This is a genomic window from Teredinibacter franksiae (assembly GCF_014218805.1).
GTDB classification, from domain to species: Bacteria; Pseudomonadota; Gammaproteobacteria; order Pseudomonadales; family Cellvibrionaceae; genus Teredinibacter; species Teredinibacter franksiae.
Window position 1 is genome coordinate 3985533 of the sequence record NZ_JACJUV010000001.1, and the last position, 23745, is coordinate 4009277.

Here is a 23745-nt window from a genome sequence, read left to right on the forward strand (position 1 = left end):
ATTTATCCCTTGCCTCGGGTGCGGGTTTTATGGGGCTTGGCGTTTTTCTCGATAAATTCGATAATCATGCCGGCTACGTCTTTCTTGGTGGCTTCTTCAATGCCGTTTAATCCGGGCGATGAGTTAACTTCCATAATCAGTGGGCCGCGGCTAGAGCGAAGTAGGTCCACTCCACAAACATTGAGCCCCATAATCGTTGCGGCTTTCACGGCAGCGGCACGCTCTGCAGGGGATAATTTAACCAGCTCAGCTGAACCACCCCGGTGCAGGTTAGAGCGAAACTCGCCTTCAGGTGCGGTTCTTTGCATGGCGGCGATAACCTTTCCGCCCACGACGAAACAGCGAATGTCGCTACCGCCTGCTTCCTTGATAAATTCTTGAATCAGAATGTTGCTATTAACGCCCATAAAAGCCTGTATAACACTTTCTGCGGCTTTTTTTGTTTCGGCTAATACAACGCCTATACCTTGTGTGCCTTCTAGCAGTTTTATGACCAAGGGTGCACCGCCAACCTCGCGAATGAGCCCACCGACATCGTCTGGCGAATTAGCGAACGCGGTAACGGGAATACCGACACCTTTACGCGAAAGCAATTGAATAGAGCGTAACTTATCGCGTGAGCGCGATATAGCAACCGACTCATTGACGCAATAGGTGCCCATTATTTCGAATTGGCGCACTACAGAGGTACCGTAAAAGGTTACTGATGAACCAATACGCGGAATCACAGCATCGAAATCGCCGGGTAAAAATTCCTCGTCTTTATAGTGCATAGAGGGGTTTTCGGTGCCCATATCCATAAAGCAGCGCACATGGTTGATAACGCGTGCCTCGTGACCGCGTGCTTCGGCCGCCTCTACAAGGCGTCTGGTGGAGTAAAGTTTTGGGTTTCTAGACAGTATGGCTATTTTCACAAGCGCTCCAGTAATGTTAAGCAGTATGTGGATGTTCGGGCATTAGACTTGTTGGTTTCTGAATAAGTCACACGGGAGAGTGACCTAGCAGGTAAGAACTTTCAGGATCGACACAAAATACGCCATTCAAGGCTGTGCGGCCAAGCAGCATGCGGAACTTCATGGTGTCTCGGTTAGTCAGTGTCATTTCAATATTACGGCGTATTGTGCCGATCACCACGGTGGTTTCGATAACGAAGCGAAACTCTACGTGACCGCCGGAGTCGGTGATTTTACGCTCTTCTATAACGCGGGCGTCGCAAAGGGTTTCGGTGTCGTTGTCTCCCTGGTGGGGGTGTATGCCAAACCTGACTCGATGCTCCTCGCCTTTATGGTAGGGCTCTACAAAATAGGCGTGCAGGGCCGAGGTTCGTGCGCCTGTATCGACCTTTGCCTTTATGTTATTAATACCTAAGTCTGGTAAGGCGATCCACTCTCGCCAGCCCAGAGTGGCTAGTGTGTTATTGCTACTCATGGTAATTTCTCAATTCCTAGGGCACGATTATTATCGAGCATGGCTTCGGTTGCTGTGGCTCGATCATAGTGTTGCCGGTTTTGAATTAGGGGTAGCGGGGCGATATACCGTGCGAACCGCTGCTCGTCAAAAGTAGATTTTCCTGGGGTGTTTAACCCTTGCAAATATGGGCGTGTAGATGGGTTTATTGTTGTAGTATTTTGCTCCGTCGTCCACATATTTTTTCTCGCTATTGCTGTCTTTAATGCTGCACTATTAAGTGAAGAGCAACAATACGGGGTGGGTTAACCCGATGGCTAGATCACCACCTATGGATGCGCATGTGTACATTAGGTACTAACGGCCGGTTGGGTGTAATTCGGGGCGAAAGCATAGAAGTTTAGCGGGTAAGGTGGTAATTACGGCAGCAAGTATGTTACGCACACCGATGGGGAAAGGCCGGTTGCCTTTCTAAGCTCGCCAACACTGCAATAAGGTTTGCCTTGCGCACGAACCGCACAGAAAGCCAGAGGCCAAAAGTAATTAATAGCGGTGCCCATATGAGCCCGACCCGATTGGGAATGCTAGATCGACCTTTTCGTATTGGACCGAGCGCGGTATCAATTTCTTTTATAAGGGTATAGTCGATATTTACGAGTAACCGCCATCGACTGTGAACTCACGCTTGGCTATAGACCAGATTTTACCTTTTGCTACGGTCGTGGCGGCCGAACCCGTTACAGACAAGGCGGTAGAGAAGTTGCAGAAATATTTTAAATTAGGCCAATTTTATCCACCAGAAATAGACGATGTCGGCAGATAAATATTTAGCCTAAACGGCATTCTATACTAGCGTTAATCGCTCGAATAAATTGCTTACTATTATTGACAGTTTATAGCATTCTATTTTTTGGGTTCTGTTAATGGTCGCGTGATAGACTGCAAAAAGCCTGCTGGAATACAGTGGGGCCGCCATTTAACCAAATAATGCGGGTGCCTTTTCGTTCCATACGGCGGAACCATTTTTCTTGTTGTTTAGCAAAAGTATGAATAGCTGAATTTAGCTTCTGAACCATGTCGTTGCGGTTTAGTTCGCCTTTTAAATAGGCGGCAACGAAGCGATATTCTAAGCCGTAAAAATATAGGGTGTCCCAGCTAACACCTTGCTTTTGAAGCTGTTCCACTTCTTCTATTAGGCCTTGTTCTAAGCGCTCTTTTAGGCGTTGGGTAATGCGTTTTCTCAGTTCCGCCCTTTCCCATTTTATGCCGAATATTAGGGGGTTTAGTTCCGGTATGTTTACATCGTTGGCTTCCTCTGCCCGCGTTGCCTCGGCTATTTCAATGGCTCTTATAAGTCGCTCACGATCTAACAGGTCGGTGGTGTTGTGCAGTGTAGGTTGCAAATGCTTTAGCCTGATTTCTAATGCATGTTGGGGTTGTGCGCTAAGCTCTTCTCTTAGTTGTGGGTTGATGGGGGCTTCAGTAAAACGGTATTTATTCAAAACAGAATCTAGATACATGCCGGTGCCACCTACTAATAGCGGTAGGTGACTCCTTTGCTTTACAGTGGTAAATGCATCGTAAAAGCGCTTCTGAAATTCATATACGTTAAATTCATAGCCGGGGTCGACAATGTCAATGAGGTGGTGCTGGGTATCGCCATATTCGTGCAGGTCTTTCCCGCTGCCGATATCCATACCGCGATATACCTGTCGGGAATCGGCTGAAATGATTTCTCCTCCTAATTGCTGGGCTATTTTAACGCCCAGTGATGTTTTGCCTGACGCGGTAGCGCCAAGAACGACTATCAGGTTGACATTTAAATCCAATGGGTTTGCGCCTTTGATTCGGGTAGCTTGAATGGGCCCATTGTATCGACTGAATTCTTAGTGCTTTGCTGACGGGATCAAGAAAAGACGAAATATTCTATTGTACTGAAGAGCTACGTGTACTGCTGGCGTAAATTTGATATTGCGGGCAGAACAACGTCGCCCAAATTGATGACAAGGTCTTTGTGTTGGCTTCAAAGAGGGTTGCATAAAGGGCGCAGAACATCGCCAGTTCCAAGGCCTGGGTTAGGTGATAGCTACCGGCTGTTTGTAAAAAGGCGTCAGCCTTACTAAAGATGCCTCTACTAATTGCTCTTGGTCTCTGACTTTGTGTGCGATTCATGCACAAGAAAAAAATTGCAGGCATACTGCGGGCTTGTGAAAAGTTTTAACGCCGCGCATGAATGGCGGCGTTGGCCGGATTGGAATGGTGGCCAGCTTTGCTAGAGCAAGGCCAAGATAACAGTACAAAAAATTAAACAGCACATGCCTATCTTTGCCGACGGACTGGTAGTACCTTTCAGCGCTTTGTAGATAGCGCCAGCGCAAATCAATAATATAACAGACTTAATAATCATTTAATCCTCTACTTCTTCCATGATGCGTGCGGACATGAATAGCAAGCCGGCCGCACCCGACAGCGAAAGTAATAAAAATTCGAAATTTAGTTTAGCTGTGTGCTCAAATAAAGGTTTAATTGAAAACTGTAAATCTAGCGTTGGGAATAGTTGCGTATTCAATCCTTCTATCCCGTTGAATACCTTTATAACTAACACAAAAAAACAAAAGCAGCTGATATATTTGGCTAAAGTTAAAAGCTTACTGCCGCCATCCCGGTAGTAGGCGGTATTGATGGCCGATACGAACACCCCGAAAGACAGCATAAGGGGTACCAACGATAGAAATAAATAACCAATAAAGAGGTTCATCGTTTTAATCCCCTGAGGTGTAACCACTCCGCTTAGCCAAGCGTACAGGCTGGAACTTAGCAGCAAAACGCTATAGAAAAAAGCAGCCAAAAATAAGTAGGAAAGGAAGCGTGCTACTTCTACCTGATAAAAAGTGAACCTGCCCATGGATATCATCTGAAACTGACCATCCTCCCACTCTTGTCTACTGCGGAAGGGGATGGTCAGTAATATGATAAAACCAATAAAACTTGCCGTAGCGGTCACTAAGGCCGTTGGTATGCTAGAGAGCGGCACGAAATTATCGTTAATACCCTGGTGCACGGCGAGCCGTTCGGGGGATATAAATTCAATATTGGATGTATCTCCATTCGAGTGTTTTTGAATGCCTGCCACTGAGTGGCCGTAAGACAACAGCATAAAGCCGCTAACTAAAATTAATATAAGCAATAGCCAATTGCGCGCTTTAGTGCGCGTAAACTCAAGCCATATAATAGTGAATATCAGTTGCTTCATTCGGCTTGCCCTCCTAAAACCTGTAAAAAGCGGTCGGCAACCCCCAAGCCCTGCTCCCGCATACTTTCTGTCGTTTCATCGGCCTTAATGCAACCATCGTTGCCAATGAAAATCGCACGATCCAAAAATGGATCGGTATCTTTGATTTCGTGTGTAGACAATATTACGCAGGAGTCTTCATCCCAGTATTCGATTAGGGTTTTTAATATGCCTGTACGTGCAACAAGATCAATACCGGAGAGGGGTTCATCCAAAAGGTAGAGCGCCGCCTTTCTGGCCATAGTCGCGACTATTTTCAATTTTTGTCGCTGGCCTCGTGACATTTGTTCGAGGGCCTTTGCGGGTACATCCAAATCTTTCATCAACTGATAAAATTTGTCTGGCTGAAAATCCGCGTAAAAAGTGGCCATAAATTTATGCATGTCTTTAGGCGCCATCCATGAGGGGAAGCTCTGCCTGTCGCCTAGAAACGCCACATTGTGACGCCCCTCTCTGGGTGTCTTGCCCATTACATCGATGGTTCCCGACTGCGGATGTAACATACCGGCCATGAGTTTCATGGTGGTGGTTTTACCTGCGCCATTAAGGCCGAGCAGGCCGATGATTTGGCCTCTCTCTACCGAAAAGCTCAGTGCTTCCACGCCATCTCCGCTGCTGTAATGCTTTGAGACCTCTTTAAAGCTAGCGATCATGTTGAATATTCTCCTTTAATACTTCTAGGCCGTCTTCAGGGGCCAATCCTAATGACCTGATTTCATTTAGGTAATCTTGTGTGACCTTAGTGAGCCGTTCGTGGCGAAGCGCTGTGGTGTTAACCTCTTCCCGGACGAAAGTACCCTTACCTCGCCGGGTTTCTGAAATACCGCGTCGTTCCAGCTCTTGAAATGCTTGGATAACGGTATTGGGATTCAAGCCTGCCTCCACTGCTAACTCCCGGGCCGAAGGCAGTTTATCTCCGGCCGAAAGCCGACCCTGAACCACCTTGAAGACTAGGTAGTCGGCCAGCTGCTGGTAAAGAGCGCCCTTTCTGGAATCAAACTGCATCATCTATAAGCCTTTATGCGCTACATATAGTGTAATAGTAAGCTAGTACACTATAATAGTAGGGGTTTTGGTTCCGTATGTCAATCACTGGTGTAACAAAGAGTTGCGGTTTAAGGGGCCGGGCTCGAGATCGTCTGTGCTACATGGGGGATGGAATGGTGTCGGCGAGGTAATATTCGCTATTTTTACTGGTTTGTATGTCGTACACGGTAAAAAATGAAGGTCCTTTAGGCGTTTTGCAGGCTTGCTTTATCTGTAGGCAAATTAGTAGTTGGCATTTGAACAGATCAGTATCTGATGGAAGCCTAATTTGGATTTTAATGGCGGGCATGGTGCGTGCAATAGGGGTTTCTCAATAGTGGGTTTCTGTAGATACTTGTTAAATATTTTGGTGGTTTTTTTGTGTTCAAGTGCGTGATTAACAGGGCGGTCGGCGTAATAAAATAGACGGGTGGTGGGTTATTTGTATGGGTCCATTACGCCACGTTTTTCAATGGTTTTACGTAGAGATTCCTGTAGTTGCTCAAACTCTGTGTTTGTATAGTTTTCCAGCAAGGTGAACTGGCTCATAGGGGTGTCGTCAAATTCTAGGTTAGGTTTAACTTCATTTAAATAGGATTCTTTATACTTAAATGCAGCGAAATTCACTTTTGCTATAATCTCCTGCTGTTGTGCATAGGTAAGGGGGTAATCCATATGGAAACCTGTTTTGGTGATGGCCTCCTCAAATTTTTTTTTGTGTCGCAAGCGAGAAAATAGAACCGTTTCCTGTTGCTCCTTATCTAACGGGAATAAGCCGCTTAAACCTAAAGCGTACTGATTGAATTCGTCTTGCTCTTTGTCTGAATTTTTTAGTAGTGTATATTTATTTTCGGTTTCACTGTCGCCAATGAGCTGCTCAATTTTCTCGTCGGTCTGTTCCAGATCGTAGCGAAGATCTGCAATGTCTGATGAGCTGTAGTCTAATTCGTCTGGATACATTTCAGCGTCACCGATTTGCAGGTGAATATTCTCTCTTTTCTCTAGAAGTTCTATAAGAAGGGTCAGCTCGTGATCGCTCAGTTGTAGGCGGGCTAGAAGGAAGCGGTATTTTCTTTTAACGATATTGTCTAATGTTTCACTAAACTGTTGTGGTATGGGTGCGTCTTCATATGCAGGTGCGTACGTTGGCGCAGGTGAAATTTCTTTTGTGAGTTTTGTAGTGTTGGCGGGTAAGGGGGTGACTGGTATTTCGCCATTATTTTCTTCGGTCTTTTCACTTAAGAGCGTTATGTCCTGCGTACACTGATTGTGTGCCTCATTTAGCATTCTGGATAAGTGTGCATGCTCCCATAAAAAATAGGCGCAAACTAATCCCAGTATGCTGAAAATAGTGCTATACAGCCCAAACATTTTGAAGTTGTTCATCGTGATACTCTAAAGGCTTCTATCTCTTAAAGATTCGTAACGCTGATAGTCGATAGGGTCGGTTAGCAATAGTGAAATGCTATCTTCTATTTCGTAAAGATCTTCATTTAAAACGCTTAAGTCGATATTAGGGTCGTATTCGGCAAAAGCCATGGCGTTGGCTATGCGCTCTCGGCGCGTGAGTAAGCGCCGTAATTCATTTTTTTCTTCGCTAACAACTTGAGCTGATGCCAATAGGAATTCGTACTTATTGGTCACAGCTTGTACGCGATGCTGGTGAGATACCAATTGCTCAAGGTTGATCCGCGGCGGTTGACTTTCAGGGGCGACCCTTGGGTTGGTTTTATTTATGTTATTTTTGGTTTTAATGGCTATGTGCTGATGTTTGTTTTGTTCGCGCTTATGAAAGTCGACCATTTTTTCAGAGCAAAATGAATGTGCTTGCGCGATATCTTTTTCAATGGATCGATTTGAATGGTATAGGTAGTACGCGAAGCTAACGGCTGTTGTTATTAAACCAATCAATAATACTTGTTTATTCATTGTGCCAACGGTTATGTACAGTTAGAGATAACCTGCGTACCAAAATGTAATACGCAGGTTAGTTTCACATCCAAAAATAGTTTGTTTAGATGTTTTTCAGATTAGTAATTGGTTATCCCAGAAGAGGTACAGCTTTTCCACTTACCAATACAGATATCACCGGCGTTCTTCAATCGGCTGTTAGTAATGCGCGCCGTACTGTTGGGGCCGTCGGAGCGGAAAATGCCTTCTTTCATATTGGAGATATCACAGTTGGTAACTTCAATATGGAAGGGGAAGGTTTTGCCGCCGTTCTGGCGAACGAATTTACCCATGTTATCAACTCTACAGCTGTTGATTGTCCAGGTGGCATCGTCATTGGCTTGTAAAAATTTATCTGAACCTTTAAATGCAGTTAATTTATTTGCCGATACAGTAGCGCCGTTTGTAGGGTCTTTAATGGTCATTGCATCTTCACCTACGTCAGACCAATAGATATTTTCGACATCGCCACCATTGCGGCTATGAATGCCGTCGGCGCCGTTACTACCGATATAAACGTTGCGTATTTTACCTGGGCCAACACGGAAGATAGGGTCCTGACCTTCGTCTTGGCTGCCGTCACCTAAATCGCCACCACCGTTATAGGTTTTACAGCCACCGTCAAATGTTCCACCATTTTCTACACGAATAGTAGAGGTAACCGTGGTTGTGCTACCACCGCGACAAGTGGAACCATAGTTGCCGTTACCGGTAGAACTTGAGGAACTTGAAGAGCTAGAACTACTGCTTGAAGAGTTGGAGCTTGAGGAGCTGTTATTGCTACAGGAAGCGGTTGATACATTCGGGCCGGTTATTTCGACATAGTCGATATTACCCAAACCGGCTCCCTGATTGGCCTGAAGACGCAGGTTTTTCTGGCCAGAGCCGAGGTTGACAGTAATGGACGTAGTCGACCAGCTTGACCACGAGCCAGTGTCATTGAAATCTCTTGTTGATTTATTGGAGCCGTTTGAACTCAATACGCCTGAACGGTTTGTAGATGAGCCGTTCGCGTAGCGCCATCTAATTGTGTATGAACCAGAATCTCCTTTGACCGACCAGTTCACCCCCTTACCATTGGCGTTGTCTGTATTAGCAAAACCACTGCCCGTATAGCCGGAGTTATTGCTGTCGATGGAACCATCAACACCGCAGAAGCCATTTCCGTTTTCTTGGATGGTTATTTTCTGGCCACCGTTATTACTTGAGGAGCTACTTGAGGAGCTACTTGAGGAGCTGCTGGAATTCGAGCTTGAGCTATTGCTACTACTTGAACTCGAAGACGAGCCGTCGCCGGAACCACTACCTGAACAGCTGGGCGCAGAAAAATTGCCACTGTGAGTGCCCTGTACGCCGAAAGTGGTGCTTTGACCCGGAGAAAGGTTACCATTCCACGAAATATTCGAGGCATTAACGGAGTTACCCGAAGTGCTTATATCGGCATTCCAAGAACCTGTTACATTTGGGCTTGATCCGAACTTGAGAGTTACATCCCAGCTGTTGATGGCTGAGCCTGAGTCGTTGGTTACCGTAACATTTGCTACGTAACCACTATCCCACTTATCGGTGGAGGTTGAACAGGAGAGGGCATGGCCGTAATTCGCCATTAAACTGATCCCTATTCCTGCGAGAGCTAGATGGAAAGATTTGGATGAAAACATAAGATATGCCTCCTTTCGACATATTACGCTTAGATTTTTATTTTAAAGATACGCAAAGCAAAACGAATCCGTGTCTTGTCTGAAAAGACAAAAGTTTGGTTTGATTTTGTACGCGCCGAAATGGCTATTTAAGACAAACTGCGTAAAACCGAGTCTAAACTTAACCTATTCGTGCGTACTTTCGTCCGCCAAAAATGATCAATTACTTATTGTTATATTGTTTAAACCACAGCCTATACACGACAGACTACACGACAGACTACACGACAGACTACACGACAGACTACACGACAGACTAGCGTAAACTACTTTGCATCACTTCCAGTATTATTTGAATAAGTTCCCGGATGCTAACAGCGCTACGCTTAAGCTAATATTGGCTACCTAGTCTGCTTCTCCCTGGGCTTACTCTGATGCTGACAACTGTAAATTCCATTGTTACGAAATTCGCCGCTGCCTATATCAAAAATAATGTGAGGGTTGCGAATTAGGTCCATCGCTAATGGATTTCGTTGAGTGCGAGCTAGGCGTTTTGGCTATATATAAAGTTGTTTTTATTTGTATTCGGGCGACTGAAAGGGGGTGTCTCATCTACCTTGTTTAATGATATGGGATGCGGCTGCGCAACCCCCGCAATATTCAATTGGCTTTTTTGATCAGGCTTAGAGTAGGTGCACCGCTTACTCTTGCGGTGGTCTGTGCATTGAAAACCTGAGTCAAGTCGATATTACTGAACTGAATTAACCTTAATACCACACATTAAGGGCAGCCTCTGCTGCTGTAATTATCTTCACACAACATGATTTACAATAAAAAGCAACAGAGGCTGCGAGCTAGTGATTTACAGGCCATTCTCAACGATAAAGCTCTTATTAATCCATAAAAATCAAAGAGATAACACTGATGAAATCCTTAATGATCAACGGAAAATCTCACCCCATTGATGTTGATGAGGCAATGCCTCTGCTGTGGTTTCTGCGTGACCGGTTGGAATACACCGGTACAAAATATGGCTGTGGCTTAGGTGTATGTGGGGCCTGCATAGTGCAGGTGGACGGGCAGGCAACGCGCTCCTGTATTACGCCGGTATCGGCGATAGCGGGTAGAAGTGTCACCACCATAGAAGGTTTATCTGAAAACGGCGACCACCCTCTGCAAAAGGCTTGGATAGAAAATAAAGTACCGCAATGTGGTTATTGTCAGGCGGGACAAATTATGAATGCTGCCAGCTTCCTCGCTAGCAACCCGGCGCCAACCAGTGAGGAGATTGACGGTGCAATGCAAGGCAATATTTGTCGCTGCGGCACCTATCAGCGTATCAAAAAGGCGGTGGCTGATGCCGCAAGTGAAATGAACGCAAACACATCAACCACCCGTAACAAGGAGGCCTAGGATGACGATTTCACATATTAGTCGCCGTAAATTTTTAGGCCTTGCCGGTGTGAGTGCTGGCGGGCTTATTTTAGGTGTTAGCGTACCGGGAATTAGCGTGGCACAAAAAGGTAATGCAGCATTTACCCCCAGTGCCTTTATCCATATCGCAGAAAGTGGTGATACGGTGATTTATTGCGGACGCTGTGAGATGGGGCAAGGTATTAGTACCGCGCTGCCCGCGGCAGTGGCCGACGAGCTGGAGGCCGATTGGGGTCGAGTAACGGTAAGGCAAGGCGACGGCGACGAAAAATACGGCCCCCAAGAGACGGGCGGTTCGGCGAGTATTCATCTTATGTTTATTCCCATGCGCGAAGCCGGTGCCGCTGCTCGTGAGATGCTGGTAGCCGCGGCTGCGGCGGTCTGGGGCTTACCAATAAGCCAGTGCTACGGAGAAAATCATATTGTTAAAAACAAAAACAACGATAAAACACTGGGTTACGGAGAGTTGGCTTCCAAAGCGGCGGAACTGCCAATACCCGAAAAGCCAGCACTAAAAGTCAAGAAAGATTACAGATATATTGGAAAAGGTCTGCCTCGGCATAATCAGGGAGATATCGTACAGGGAAAGTTAACCTACGGTATCGACACCAAAATGCCGGGATTAAGGTACGCGGCTATACGCCACTGCCCGGTTCTCGGGGGGAAAATGATTAGTGCCGATAAGAAAGAAGCCTTAGCGATGAAAGGCGTTATCGATGTAATTGAAATACCGCGCTTTAATGTGCCTTATGGTTCACTGGGTGGCGTTGCTGTGGTTGCAGACAATACCTGGACAGCTGAGCAAGCCCTGAAGAAGATCAAGATCGAGTGGGATCTCGGTGAGAATAAAATTTACGATACACAAAAGTATAAAGCGCAATTGGTTAACAATGTTGAAAAGCCAGCCAGACTTGCTGCTGAGCGGGGAGACGTTAAAGGCGCATTTGAAAAAGCGGAAATTTTGTACAGCGCAACATACACGGGTGGGCATCTTTGTCATGCACCTATGGAACCCAACGCCAGTGTTGTATGGGTGCAAGACAATAGCTGTGAAGTATGGGCTTCAACTCAGAGCCCTGTCGACATTCAAAAAGTGTTAGGGCAGTACTTAGAGCGCGAGCCAAAAGACATTGTTGTGCACGTACAAATGGCGGGCGGCGCTTTTGGTCGCAAGTTTAAGTGCGATTATGTACATGAGGCGGCGGTAATTTCACAAAAAATCAAGGCACCGGTACAGTTGACCTGGTCCCGCGAGGAAGATATGCGCACCGGCTATTATCACTCGATTAATGCGCAACATATCAAAGCTTCTATCGACAAAGACGGCCATGTTACCGGTTGGCTCCACCGCGCGGCTTTTCCGGCTATTGCCTCGCTCTTTGATCCCAGCCTTGACCGAGCGCCAGCGGATAGTTTAAACACTATTAAGGATCACCCCTTTGGTATTGTAAATTTGCGCAGCGAGAGCGGAGAGGCCAAAGCCCATACGCGCATCGGTTGGTATCGCGCCGTTTACGCTATTTTTTACGGCTTTGCGTTCGGTACCTTTGCCGATGAACTCGCGCACAAGGCGGGCAAAGATACCTATACATTTTTAAATACCATCTACGACAATAACAAGGATCCGAAACAGGCCGAAAAGGTGCAACGCTCTAAAGGCGTACTGGCTCTGGCTAAAGAAAAGTCTGGCTGGGACAAGCGCGATACCTTGCCAAAAAATCAGGGCGTGGGTATCGCCGTTCACTACTGCTTTAGAAGCTATGTGGCCATGGTGGTCCACGTAGAGGTAAATGACGGTGATATCACAGTGCTGAATGTGGACTGTGCCATAGACTGCGGACAAATCCTTAACCCGGATGGTGCCACGGCACAAATGGAAGGCGCGGTGGTGATGGCCATGTCCTTGGCGATGCATACCGAAATTGTTTTTAGAGACGGCGCGGTGGTCAATTCAAACTACCATGACTACCCGGTGTTAAGAATTAACGATATGCCCAAGGTGCGAGTACACATGGTTGATTCAGATATCAAGCCTACAGGTTTGGGCGAGCCTGGTCTCGGCCCATTTCCAGCGGCACTGAGTAATGCAGTGTTTGCGGCTTCCGGTAAGCGGTATCGAGATTTACCATTTAAAAGCTAAGAAGCATTGATTAAATTGCGAAAAAATACAACATGTGGATTGATTTTTTTGGCTCAGACTTGAGTGTTTTTTTTGAGCTTGTTGTCGTCCAGTGAATCCTTTTTGTTAGGGTTAGTTACATTGTCAGGGGTTTAGAGGCCATTGGCATTTATCCCAAAATCCGCATTCCGCAGTTATCGCTGTCTGTGGCGGGAGTCGTCTAATGAAACAGGGCGTATTGATAAGAAGTATTACCATCAGCTGTTTAGTACTTAGGCAGCAGTAAACAACACAGTTGCTTCTTGGGGAAACGGTTTAATCAGAGCCTTATGTTAGAATGTAAGAAACCTTTGTGATGTTGGTGTTGAGCCGCGTTGCGATCCAAATTAAAGCTATTTTGGCTGATTTAATAGAATATAAATAGATGCGAGAAATCTCGGGCCGCTTGGGTTTGATCAGAGGCTATCTTGCTATTTTAAGGGCGTTTTCGTGAAAAATATTTTCCGCATTTGTATAACCTTTCTGTTCCTGAGTTTGATTTCGAATGCATTTGCGTGCAATTTGCCAGCATCCGTTTGTACAAGTAATCTCGACGGCAGTTTTGCTTTGATTGAGGGGGGGCGGCCAGCTACCGTTGTGATTGACGCCGGTGCAGATTCTGCTGTGCAACGCGTTGCTGAGAGTTTTACTTTAGATCTAAAGCGGCTGACTGGGAAAAGATCGAAATTACTTTCGAGCCCCAAAAAAATAAAACAGCCGGTGGTGCTAATTGGTGTGCTTGGTGAGAGTAAACTCATTGATGGATTGGTGAAAGAGGGTGTTGTTGATGCGACGGGGCTGTCTGGGCAATGGGAAGCGTACAAAATATCAGTTGTTGATAATCCTTGGCCGAAGGTAGAGCGAGCTTTGGTCATTGTGGGCTCAAATCGTCGTGGTGCGATATACGGCACCTATGAACTCTCCGAGCAACTGGGTGTTTCCCCTTGGTACTGGTTTGCCGACGTTCCCGTGCAACGTCTTGAAAATGTCTTTGTTACCGCAGGTATTCAACGTGATCAACCAAAGGTTAAATACCGGGGCATTTTTATTAACGATGAAGACCCCGCATTCAGTGGTTGGGCGAAAAACTCATTTGGTGGAGTTAATGCCGATATGTATGCGCATGTATTTGAGCTTATCTTACGCTTAAAAGGTAACTATTTGTGGCCTGCGATGTGGGGTAAATCATTCCATCTCGATGATCCACGTAACACCTTATTGGCGGACGAAATGGGTATTGTGATGGGTGCTTCGCATCACGAGCCAATGACACGCGCACAATCCGAATGGCATGCATTCCCCGATGACCCAACAACAGGAGGAGACTGGAACTACACCACCAACGCCAAAAACCTGCGAAGTTTTTGGCGCGGTGGCATTGAGCGCATGATGTCTAAGGGTAATGGTGATGCGTTTGATAGTCTTCTTACTGTCGGTATGCGAGGAGATGGTGATGAACCTATGTCTGATGGAACGGCAATAAATTTACTGGAAAAAATTGTCGCTGACCAGCGCGATATCATTGAAGAAGTAACGGGCAAGCCGGCGAGTGAAACGCCACAGGTCTGGGCGCTGTATAAAGAAGTTCAGGATTATTACGATCAAGGCATGGATGTACCGGATGATATAACGCTGCTGTTTGCTGACGACAACTGGGGAAATGTGAGGCGGCTGCCTACTAAGGAGCTGGATCGCAGTGGGGGCTATGGGGTGTATTATCATTTTGACTATGTGGGTGTGCCGCGTAGTTATAAGTGGCAAAACACTGTACAAATTGCCAAGGTGTGGCAGCAAATGAGTTTGTCCTACGAGCGTGGTGCGCGCGGCATATGGGTTGTGAATGTTGGTGACATCAAACCACTGGAATATCCGCTCGACTTTTTTATGGAAATGGCGTGGAATCCAGAGAAAATGACTTCCGAAGCGCTTGCGCGGTATCCTCAGCAGTGGGCTGCACAAACCTTTGGTGTCGAGTTGGCGCCAGCTGTAGCGGAGCTTATTTCCCGTTACAGTCAATATGCGGCGCGAAGAAAACCAGAGCTTATTGACGAGAGCACTTTCCCTATTGGTGACGTTACCAATCAAGTGCTGAAGGGCGGCGAGTTCGGGCAGTATGTTTATCAGTGGCGACAGCTTGTAACCTTTATGGAAGAGGTTAAACCTCGAATATCGAAAGAGCAACAGTCGGCGTTCTTCCAGTATATTGAATACCCGGTTTTAGCTTTGTCGAACCTCTATGAGCTTTACTATGCTACCGCTTGGAATCGACGTCTCGCGTCTCATCATGATGCGCGAGCCAATCATTTTTTAACGATTGTAGAGGATTCGTTTAAGCGTGATAGAGAGCTAACTCAAAAATATCATACGATAAATGGTGGTAAGTGGAATGGCATGATGAACCAGGTACATATGAATTATGTGCACTGGAACGAACCAACACAACAAACTATGCCAAGTGTAACGCGGGTTGCAGGTGGTAGGAACGATATTCCCGTAGTGTTTGTTGAGGAGGAAGATGAAAGTCATACGGTTAGCATTGAAGCTTCCAACTTTGATCGGCGCTCAGCTGGTGCAAGTGTGGCTTGGGTTGCTATCCCCGATCTCGGTCAAACTAAAGCTTCTATGGTTGCCTACCCACAAGGAAAGCCGGCAACAAAAATTAGTGATAATGTACGATTGGAATATGATATTTCTGTGTCTGAGAGTACCGATTTGAAAGTGTCATTAAAACTGAGCCCTTCGTTGGATACTACCGGGGGTGACGGCGTTCGAGTGGGAGTCTCATTAGATCAGGGACCAGTAAAAACGCTTGTTATGAATTTGCAGCCTACAGGTGGTGGTGTCAGCTCGGAAGAGCAACGGGATTGGTTTGATGCTGTGAGCAATAATTACCATTTGCTCGAAACAGTTTTTTTAGACGTTAAAAGTGGGCGGCGAACCCTCAAGATATGGCGATTGGATGACAATGTTGTGCTGCAAAAAATCAGAGTGACGGAGTATTGAGCGATTGAATTTTTGAAGAGTATATGGCGTGTTCAATGCGTTCTGATAGAGCTTGGTTCTCGGTGTTTTGAACGATTTTTTAAGCGGGTTAGTTTTGCTTTTGACCTTCTGTCGCTAGATGAATCCGTTCGTTTATTGGGTATTATGCGGTATTGAAGGGCCTCGAAAATAGTCATATTGTGGGGTCCTGTTCTATTGTTTATGTGAAAGCTAGTAGGACCAAAAGTGCGGGCCTGCGTAAATTGCATATCTTTTTGGTGTCTCTACAGCACTATTTTTATTGCTGCGTAAGAATGCGAGATTCATTTGATTACGGACAATCGTTAGTTATTAACTTGAGATTTTAGGGGGAGGCTATTTCTTCGTTCTGTGTTCGATGTTGAAACCGTTGAGTCAGTTGAGCTAAGGCTGGGTTCCATGCGCCTGTAATATTGGCGTTCCGTCCAAAGCTTGATAGTACTGTATTCTTGTGCTTGCGGTACACCTCCATTTTCTTTCTTTTGTTACTCTTGGGTATGGCTGTCTTCAGTAGTAATATTAAAAAAATGCACTCTGTACAGAGTTGTAGGGAGTTAGTAATCGATTAATTATTCGAAAGAAAAAATTTTTCGATATTCCGTTGGTGAAATGGATTTTGGTCGTGCTATGAATTAATACGAGGAGCTTTTCTACACTGTAATTTATTCGCTCAGTTTATGGGGAGATATAGTGTTGTGAGTTTTAGCTGGATTTAATGAGCCCCCTAAATTTATTAGGGGGCTTTTAAAACAGTATTTCTACCTGCTTAGAATTTAGCGGTTTAAATAGTCCATTAGCCATATCATGGCAGGTCGTTCAGTACCGTTACTTTGAATTAAACCAGTACCATTACGCCAAGTTTCGCCAACTACATAACCCCAAAGCGTAATTCCGACGACATCGGGGTGGTTGTAAAATACAGGGAATTGCTCGCGCATAATGTTCAGTTGGTCTTGGTCGTTGGTTTTTGCAATATCATACTCTGAGATATAAATTGGTAATCCAAGATCCGCGATCCGATTCAGATTGGTTTTCAGCTCAGAAATTGACTGACTTTCCAATCCATGAGCTTGCAGGCCAATCGCATCAACAACACCGGCATTAATTGCAGGTCGAGCCATATCAATAAACTCACTGGTGTTCCACCTCAGTACGTTGTAATCGTTAAGAACCAATATCGCATTTGGGCAATATTTTCTGGTTAGCTGAAAGGATTTAATAATCCAGTCACTGCCGAAGGCATCTTTGGCAAAATTGGCCGGTGCATGTCCGGGTGTTGCTTCGTTAACTACATCAATAATGTCTGTATCGGGGTAGCGGTTGCAGTAATCACGAATCCATTCTTCAATCTCAGCGGCTTTATCAGCATTGCTTAGGTTATTTATCCAGCTCGGGTATTGGCTACCCCAAACCATCGTGTGCTGTTTAAAGGGAATGCCTAGGGCTTTGGCATAGTTGTAGGCTCTATCGAGTCCGCCCCAATTGTAGTTATCACGCGAGCTTTCGACGGAGCCCCACTTACCTTCATTTTCAGGCGTAATTTGATCCCAGTACTGATCGAAGTCAGAGCGCACATTGCCACTTGTTGTGATGTTACCAACGAAGAAACGCCCGGGATTAACGCTGCTACTAGAAGATGAGCTACTGCTGGAGGAGCTTGAAGAGCTAGAACTGCTACTTGAAGAGCTTGAGCTACTGACATTACAGTTTGCGGCCGAGATGCCGTTACCCAATACAGAAATGTAGTCGATATTGCCAAGGCCTTCGTTGGTATTGGCCCGCAACACAATTTCGTTTACGCCTGAGTTCAAGTTGATAGACGTACCATCAACCGACCAGCTCGCCCACGATCCCGTTGTAGGGAAGTTTACGCTGCCCTGTGAGCCGTTAGACGTTATAGTTGCGGTGCGGTTATTGCTGGAACCATTCGCGTAACGCCATTCGAGCATATAGTTGCCTCCCGACGCGACGTTAATTTTCCAGACAACTGACTTGCCTGAGGCATTATCGGTATTGGCAAAGCCGCTTCCCGTAAAACCACTATTGTTGCTATCAACTGAGCCGTCTACAGAACAAAAACCCGTAGTGTTCTCTTGAATAGTAAGGTCGCCGTTTCCGCTAGAACTCGAAGAGCTACTTGAAGAACTGCTGCTGGATGAGCTGGAGCTAGAGGAGGAAGAGCTACTAGAGGAAGAGCTACTAGAGGAGGAGCTAGACGAGGAAGAGCTACTAGAGCTGGAAGACGAGCTACTTCCACCTTGGCAGGCAGCGCCGGTTACGGTTGGCGTTTCGGCATTACCGTTCGATGTACCCTGAACACCAAATTCTGCAGACTGACCAGGGTTAATGGTTCCATTCCACGCTATATTGCTGGCTGAGTATGGGTTTGAACCGGATAAGCTAGCATTCCAACTGCTGGTTACACGATTGTCACCGCTATACTTCCAACTCACATCCCAACCATTAATTGCAGATGAACCGTCGTTTGTAATCCGAATACTGGCTACAAAACCCGACCCCCATTGGTTGCTAATGACGTACTCACAGCTTGCCCAGCTTGCTTGGGAAAAGCCTACCAATAAAAACAAGAATGATAAGCGTTGTGCCGATTTTAGCTTTACCTTCGATTTAAATAGTTGCATTAGTTTCATTTTTTTATCTCGCAATTATTATTAAGTTGCTGAAACACTGTTAGATATTTCAGAATGACCCGAATATTTCTTCAGAACGACGATTGCTTCCTGTCGATAATGAATAGATAAGAAATCTACCAGATTCGTGAGTATGAAAGATCTAGTGTTGACCGTAGATAGACCGATAGTGTGTTCACTTGTTGATATCGTGTTATGGCCATGTTTCAGCGATGAAATTGAGATTAACGTTTTGCCATGATTATTTCTTTAACCTCAATACCGTAGTGTGCTGAAAAAAATGTTGACGTTTATGACGCCCACAAAAATGATGCTAATAACGAGCCTAATCGATAGCGAAAACGCCGTTGTCTTTTGATTAAATAGCGGTGTTCATAAGCCGAATAGGTTGTTTTTTGTGTTCGGTGCGCATCGGAAACACTAGGCTGATACGCAACCTCGATTGATCGATATTGAGTTCATTTTCTCATAGCTCCCTAGCCACTAAATTTTTTACTAGGCGTGGTGATTGCTTCTTGTATTTGTTGCAGCTGTTTTACAAATCGCCGAAGGGCGCGGCCAGGAAAACCTTATTGCAGCGTTGGCTTACTTGGAAAGGCACTAGCCTTCCGCTGTGCAGTCCGCCTCACACTTAGGCTTGCCAGAATGCGCACAAGCTAAAACCAATTAATAGAGGTGCCTTAAAGTGGTCATAATTTTTTGCAGCAATAGGTCTCACATGGATAAACACCTCCAAGTGAGACCCTCTAACACAACTGAACTACTGTTGGAGGTTGCAGGTATTACCTACACCACAGTTGCTGGAAAGAATCGCCGACTTGGCCTCGGATGCAGACTTCACGCTGTAGCTATAAGGCGGTGAGAATATGCTGCCTTCAGAGTCGTTCATGCCTTTGGCTGTACCTTCATTACCAATACCTTTCCAGCCAGTGTGCTGGCCGCCCATGGTAAAGAATACGCTTTTACCGGACACATCGTAGTAGCAACCCTCAGCCAGAAGTGTCATTTCTCGCCCTACACCATGAAGCGAACCGCTATTTTTGTGGTAGTTATTAAGCATATGGATTTTGCCGAAACGCCCGCGAGGTTGACGAGAATTCACGCGATCTCCCCACATGCTGTTCATGTAGGTAATGTTGAGTTTTCCTCGGCTTTCAGTTTCGTTATCGCTACCGGCAATCAGGTTCGACAAGCTGTGCTCTTTGTCGTAGGTATAGTGGAATTTACACCAGGAGCAAGTTACAAAATCGCCAGATCGGGTAACATCAAAATTACCGTCTTGACCGTCGGCTATGTCTACGTGATCAAACCAAACATGGTGGGCACCACCACCAATGTAGACACCGTCGGAGCCTGATCGACAATCGTCGTTGCTACCACATCGCTTACCGCGAACGGCGATGTTACGAATAATGATGTTCTTCTTATCCGAACCGCTGATATTGATGTTTCCACTAATAACGACACCTGGCTTAGTGCCAATGATGGTGGTGTTAGCCCCGGGAGAAAGCGTGCCATCATAGGTGCCTGGGGTAACCAGTATAATTTTACTGGCGTTACCGCTGGCGGCCGACTTAAGTGCACTCATATTGCTTACAGTGACAGCACTGCCAAGGTTAGTACCACCCCCGGTGGTGCCGCCGCTGACGCTCGCCCAGCCGGGTGCCTTGTCATTAATGCTAATGGTACCGTTATTGTTTGAACTTGAACTTGAACTTGAACTTGAACTTGAACTGCTAGAGCTTGAACTAGAGCCCTCACAAGATGCTGCACTAATACCGCTGCCAAAGATACTGAGGGAGTCAATGTTTGAAAGGCCTTCGCCAGCATTGGCCTGCAGCACTATTTCGTTACTACCACTGTTGAGGTTCACGCTGGCGCTATCTTCGTTCCAGCTTGTCCAAGAGCCGGTAGATGGAAAACTAACGTCGCCTTGGGATGAGCCATTCACAGTAACGCTACCCGCACGGTTATTACTTGAGCCGTTCGCATAGCGCCAGTCCAATTGGTAGCTACTGGCAAACTGCACGTTAACGCGCCAAACAATTTTGGTGCCCGACTCGTTGTCGGTATTCGCAAAGCCTACACCTGTGTAGCCGCTGTTGTTGCTGTCTACGCTTCCATCAACAGAGCAGAAGCCTGTGCTGTTTTCTTGAATGACAAGCTCTGTACCAGTAGACGAGCTGCTGCTGGAGGAACTAGAACTGCTGCTGGAGGAACTAGAGCTGCTGCTCGAAGAGCTGGAGCTACTGGAAGAACTAGAATTACTACTTGATGAAGAGCTAGAGCTACTTGAAGAGCTGCTGGATGAAGAGCTGCTGGATGAAGAGCTGGAGCCTTCCCCTGAACCTGAACAGCTTGGTGTTTGGAAGTTACCGTTGTGTGTTCCCTGAAAGCCAAAGGTAGTGCTTTGACCCGCACCAAGGGTACCGTTCCATGCAATATTGGACGCCTCGACTGAGTTACCCGATGAGTTAATGTCCGCATTCCAAGAACCGGTAACGCTGGGGTTTTGATTAAAACCGAGTGTTACGTCCCAGTCGTTGATGGTTGAGGTGCTGTCGTTTGTTACAGTCACATTAAGGACGTACCCGGAACTCCAGGTATCGGCAGTGCTGCTGCAGGACAATGCATGACCATAACTGGCAAACAGACTGAGCCCAATGCCGGCGATAGTTGAGTAAAATATTTTTGAAGTAGACACTATTATGCCTCCTAGATTGACGCAAGATTTGATTAGGCTGTACAGCCCTTTAGTTTCTTAATATTTCCAGTGGTGCGGAATTGAATACAGCTACCGCCATGAAGAAAACCAAGTAAGGTCAAATTACCCGATAGGCATTGGATCAATGAGCACGAAAAAGCGTTTTTCCATACTGTTATGGATTAACGATTTTCCATGCAACATATGGACATCTTCCTAGTATCAATTCAATACCACTAGCAATGCGAGTAGAAAAGTCACGAGTAGAGTGATTTTAAGCTACCGGGTGAATGCTGGAGCGGTTACGTTAGGGATGTATACGCAGGGCAAGAAGTACAGTAGAGCCCATCAAATTAACTATACCAAACATGATTAATCAATATTATTATTTTTTGAGCAGATAAATTCTGCCCTTTCGGTACACAGTAATTAATTCAATGCGCTAACACCTCCTTAATTGGGCGTATTACTCCCTGTATTCTAAGTACAAATAGAAAGTGATAAATAAATCGGCTTCGGCGTGTGTCAAATGCATGATCAGTGCTGTCGATATTGTTGTGTAAAGTGAATTGATGTTGTGAGGGGCGTAAGTTAATGGGAGATTTCATTTGAGGAGCGTTTGTGGTGTTTGGCTATTACTTTATGAAAATAATTGAATCGATTGAGAGAGAGAGTTAGTAGAGCAAATGATTTTTGATAGTAATAAAATATTTGCTTGTGAAAAGTGTCGCGCGATTGCCCTGTTCTGGCATGATTCTTATTGTTTTATGCGGCTGCCTTTTGTTGAGGCGGTGAGCGTCTTTTGAATGCAGCTAGCCTTTTGCTGCGTAGATAGCATTGCACTAATCCGCGCAGGGTTAAAACTAATGCATAGCGCCCTGCGCTATGGGGTGTGCAAGGCAGTTAAGCAAGCGCTACTCTATGGCTGAACATCGACGATTACTCGCTTATAGCGAGTGAGACGAGGTATGCCATGGTCAGTTACCGCAAGAATAATATGCATAGTACCTGTGCCTGGCGGCATAACACGTTTGGTTTTTACGATGAACCAGGCTTTGGCTTTATCAAAGTTTTTAATATCGAGCATTACGCCTGTTCTAGAATTTGAAATTCCACGGGTACCGGCTTCAGCATAAACAAACCACTCGTAGGATACGGCGTCTCCGTCTGGGTCCGAGGTGGGGGTAGCATCAAGATCTACACGTTCACCGGGTTTGGCGGTTATAGTTTCCGGGTGGCCCAGTTTCGGCACTGGTGGGTGGTTGGCTTCGCTGTAGGGTTTTATAGTCCAATCCATTCGTGCCGAAAAATCGTTTTGGTAGGCTTCGCGCCAGCGCCAAATCGTTGCGTGATTGGTTGTATGCCATTCACCATCGTTGCCAAGTACTTCATCTTGGGCATTTGTCCAGATTGGGCGGGTTTCCTCTTCTAAAAACCACTTTTCTTTTCGGGGAATATACAATTCATAGCGACCACCCCAGCCACCCCAGTTTGGGTTTTTCGTGCTGCTTAAACCGTTATTAAGAAGGTAGAAAAACGCTGGCGTATCGCCTTCCATCATAAATTTCCAGCGAGGATATTCCGCTCCAAGTGTACCTTTTTGACGTACATTGCGATCTAGCCATTCGTTAGTCACTAGCGAGTAGTCTGCGCCTCCGAAGCGTCCATGGAATTTGTCTCCGCCAATCGCAATCCATGTCGCATGGTGGAAGCCCCCACCAGCGTTAATGCCAGGTGTAACAATATAAAACAGTGCGGGGAATTCCTTTCGTATCCACGGGCCGCTGTTGTCCTGATCTGAAATCGCATAAACACGCAGTTTGGAAACAAAAGTGGCAAGTTGTTCAGCGTTTCGTGTTTCACGCACCTTCCAAAGCGCTTGCGCGAGCACGTTGGGGCCGCCCCATACGTTTATCCACAATGGCCGAGGATCATCGCGATCCACTGCCTGAATGAGTAGTTCCGAGCCCGGTGAATCTTTGCCTTTACCCACGCCCTGCATATCGTGAACGGGTATTCCCTGTGATATTACATTGAGTAATGATTTCGCCGAGGGGTATCCCGGTTCGTGGAGAAGTAGGTTGTTCTGCACCTCGCCATAGGCTTTAACGATACGTTTGATACGTTGAGGTTCAATACGTTTTTTTTCGTGCCCGGTAGCTGTGGCCACTAAGCCTTCAATGTCTAGTTGGTTGGCATAGGTCATGAGTCGCACCATAGACATTTGGTCATCGGGGTCTCCGCCTATATCGGTGAGCACGAACAGTCTAGGTTTTTCGTCAATGATTCCTGCTGGATGGTTGTCATTGGCCTGGCTCGCATTTGATACTAGGAATAAGGTGAGGGCCAGCACAGAGGCACTGCGAATACTCAACCTGGTTGGTTTTGTTTGAGATATGGCTGGTATTTTATTGGCTCTTCTCATTGCATCCGAGTCTCTTTGTTGGCTGTAATGCTCAAAT

At 46.0% G+C, this 23745-nt stretch carries 15 protein-coding genes; 3 read left to right on the forward strand and 12 right to left on the reverse strand.

What is annotated here, in order from left to right:
* Positions 1–2: 2 nt before the first annotated feature.
* The 9 genes from rimK to H5336_RS16735 all read right to left on the reverse strand — a co-directional run bounded on the left by rimK (position 3) and on the right by H5336_RS16735 (position 9336).
* Complete coding sequence (rimK, locus tag H5336_RS16695) at positions 3–914, reverse strand: 30S ribosomal protein S6--L-glutamate ligase (protein WP_185235369.1); 912 nt, start codon at positions 912–914, stop codon at positions 3–5.
* A gap of 67 nt (positions 915–981) precedes the next feature.
* Entirely contained in the window at positions 982–1428 is a 447-nt protein-coding gene (locus H5336_RS16700; RefSeq protein ID WP_185235370.1) for an ATP-dependent zinc protease family protein, read from the reverse strand.
* An 899-nt stretch (positions 1429–2327) separates the two neighbouring features.
* Positions 2328–3236, reverse strand: coding sequence for a tRNA (adenosine(37)-N6)-dimethylallyltransferase MiaA (miaA, locus tag H5336_RS16705; RefSeq protein ID WP_185235371.1), 909 nt, complete (start codon positions 3234–3236; stop codon positions 2328–2330).
* 578 nt (positions 3237–3814) lie between these two features.
* Positions 3815–4660, reverse strand: coding sequence for a hypothetical protein (locus H5336_RS16710; protein WP_185235372.1), 846 nt, complete (start codon positions 4658–4660; stop codon positions 3815–3817).
* Complete coding sequence (locus tag H5336_RS16715; RefSeq protein ID WP_185235373.1) at positions 4657–5352, reverse strand: ATP-binding cassette domain-containing protein; 696 nt, start codon at positions 5350–5352, stop codon at positions 4657–4659. Before H5336_RS16715 ends, H5336_RS16710 begins: the two co-directional genes overlap by 4 nt.
* On the reverse strand, positions 5342–5707 hold the full coding sequence (locus tag H5336_RS16720; RefSeq protein ID WP_185235374.1) for a GntR family transcriptional regulator: 366 nt from the start codon (positions 5705–5707) through the stop codon (positions 5342–5344). The genes H5336_RS16715 and H5336_RS16720 overlap by 11 nt, the downstream gene beginning before the upstream one ends.
* Before the next feature lie 456 nt (positions 5708–6163).
* Entirely contained in the window at positions 6164–7111 is a 948-nt protein-coding gene (locus H5336_RS16725; RefSeq protein WP_185235375.1) for a hypothetical protein, read from the reverse strand.
* 9 nt (positions 7112–7120) lie between these two features.
* Positions 7121–7654, reverse strand: a complete 534-nt coding sequence (locus tag H5336_RS16730; RefSeq protein ID WP_185235376.1) for a hypothetical protein — start codon at positions 7652–7654, stop codon at positions 7121–7123.
* A 101-nt stretch (positions 7655–7755) separates the two neighbouring features.
* Positions 7756–9336, reverse strand: a complete 1581-nt coding sequence (locus H5336_RS16735; protein ID WP_185235377.1) for a pectate lyase — start codon at positions 9334–9336, stop codon at positions 7756–7758.
* Between the two features lie 903 nt (positions 9337–10239).
* Here H5336_RS16735 and H5336_RS16740 point away from each other — a divergent pair.
* The 3 genes from H5336_RS16740 to H5336_RS16750 all read left to right on the forward strand — a co-directional run bounded on the left by H5336_RS16740 (position 10240) and on the right by H5336_RS16750 (position 15910).
* Entirely contained in the window at positions 10240–10728 is a 489-nt protein-coding gene (locus H5336_RS16740) for a (2Fe-2S)-binding protein (protein WP_185235378.1), read from the forward strand.
* 1 nt (position 10729) lies between these two features.
* Positions 10730–12889 carry a xanthine dehydrogenase family protein molybdopterin-binding subunit gene (locus H5336_RS16745; RefSeq protein ID WP_185235379.1) on the forward strand — a complete coding sequence of 720 codons (2160 nt, stop codon included), beginning with the start codon at positions 10730–10732 and terminating at the stop codon, positions 12887–12889.
* A gap of 468 nt (positions 12890–13357) precedes the next feature.
* Entirely contained in the window at positions 13358–15910 is a 2553-nt protein-coding gene (locus H5336_RS16750) for a glycosyl hydrolase 115 family protein (RefSeq protein ID WP_313557549.1), read from the forward strand.
* Positions 15911–16701: 791 nt separating this feature from the next.
* On the opposite strand, the gene H5336_RS16755 is transcribed toward H5336_RS16750, so the two are convergent.
* From H5336_RS16755 to H5336_RS16765, 3 genes are all read right to left on the reverse strand, one after another.
* Positions 16702–18579, reverse strand: a complete 1878-nt coding sequence (locus H5336_RS16755) for an endo-1,4-beta-xylanase (protein WP_185235380.1) — start codon at positions 18577–18579, stop codon at positions 16702–16704.
* A 760-nt stretch (positions 18580–19339) separates the two neighbouring features.
* Positions 19340–21283 (reverse strand): pectate lyase family protein, encoded by a 1944-nt coding sequence (locus H5336_RS16760; protein ID WP_185235381.1) that lies wholly within the window; start codon positions 21281–21283, stop codon positions 19340–19342.
* A gap of 919 nt (positions 21284–22202) precedes the next feature.
* The gene (locus tag H5336_RS16765; RefSeq protein ID WP_185235382.1) at positions 22203–23708 is read right to left on the reverse strand and encodes a nucleoside hydrolase-like domain-containing protein; all 1506 of its coding nucleotides are present in this window, start codon (positions 23706–23708) and stop codon (positions 22203–22205) included.
* Positions 23709–23745: the final 37 nt, after the last annotated feature.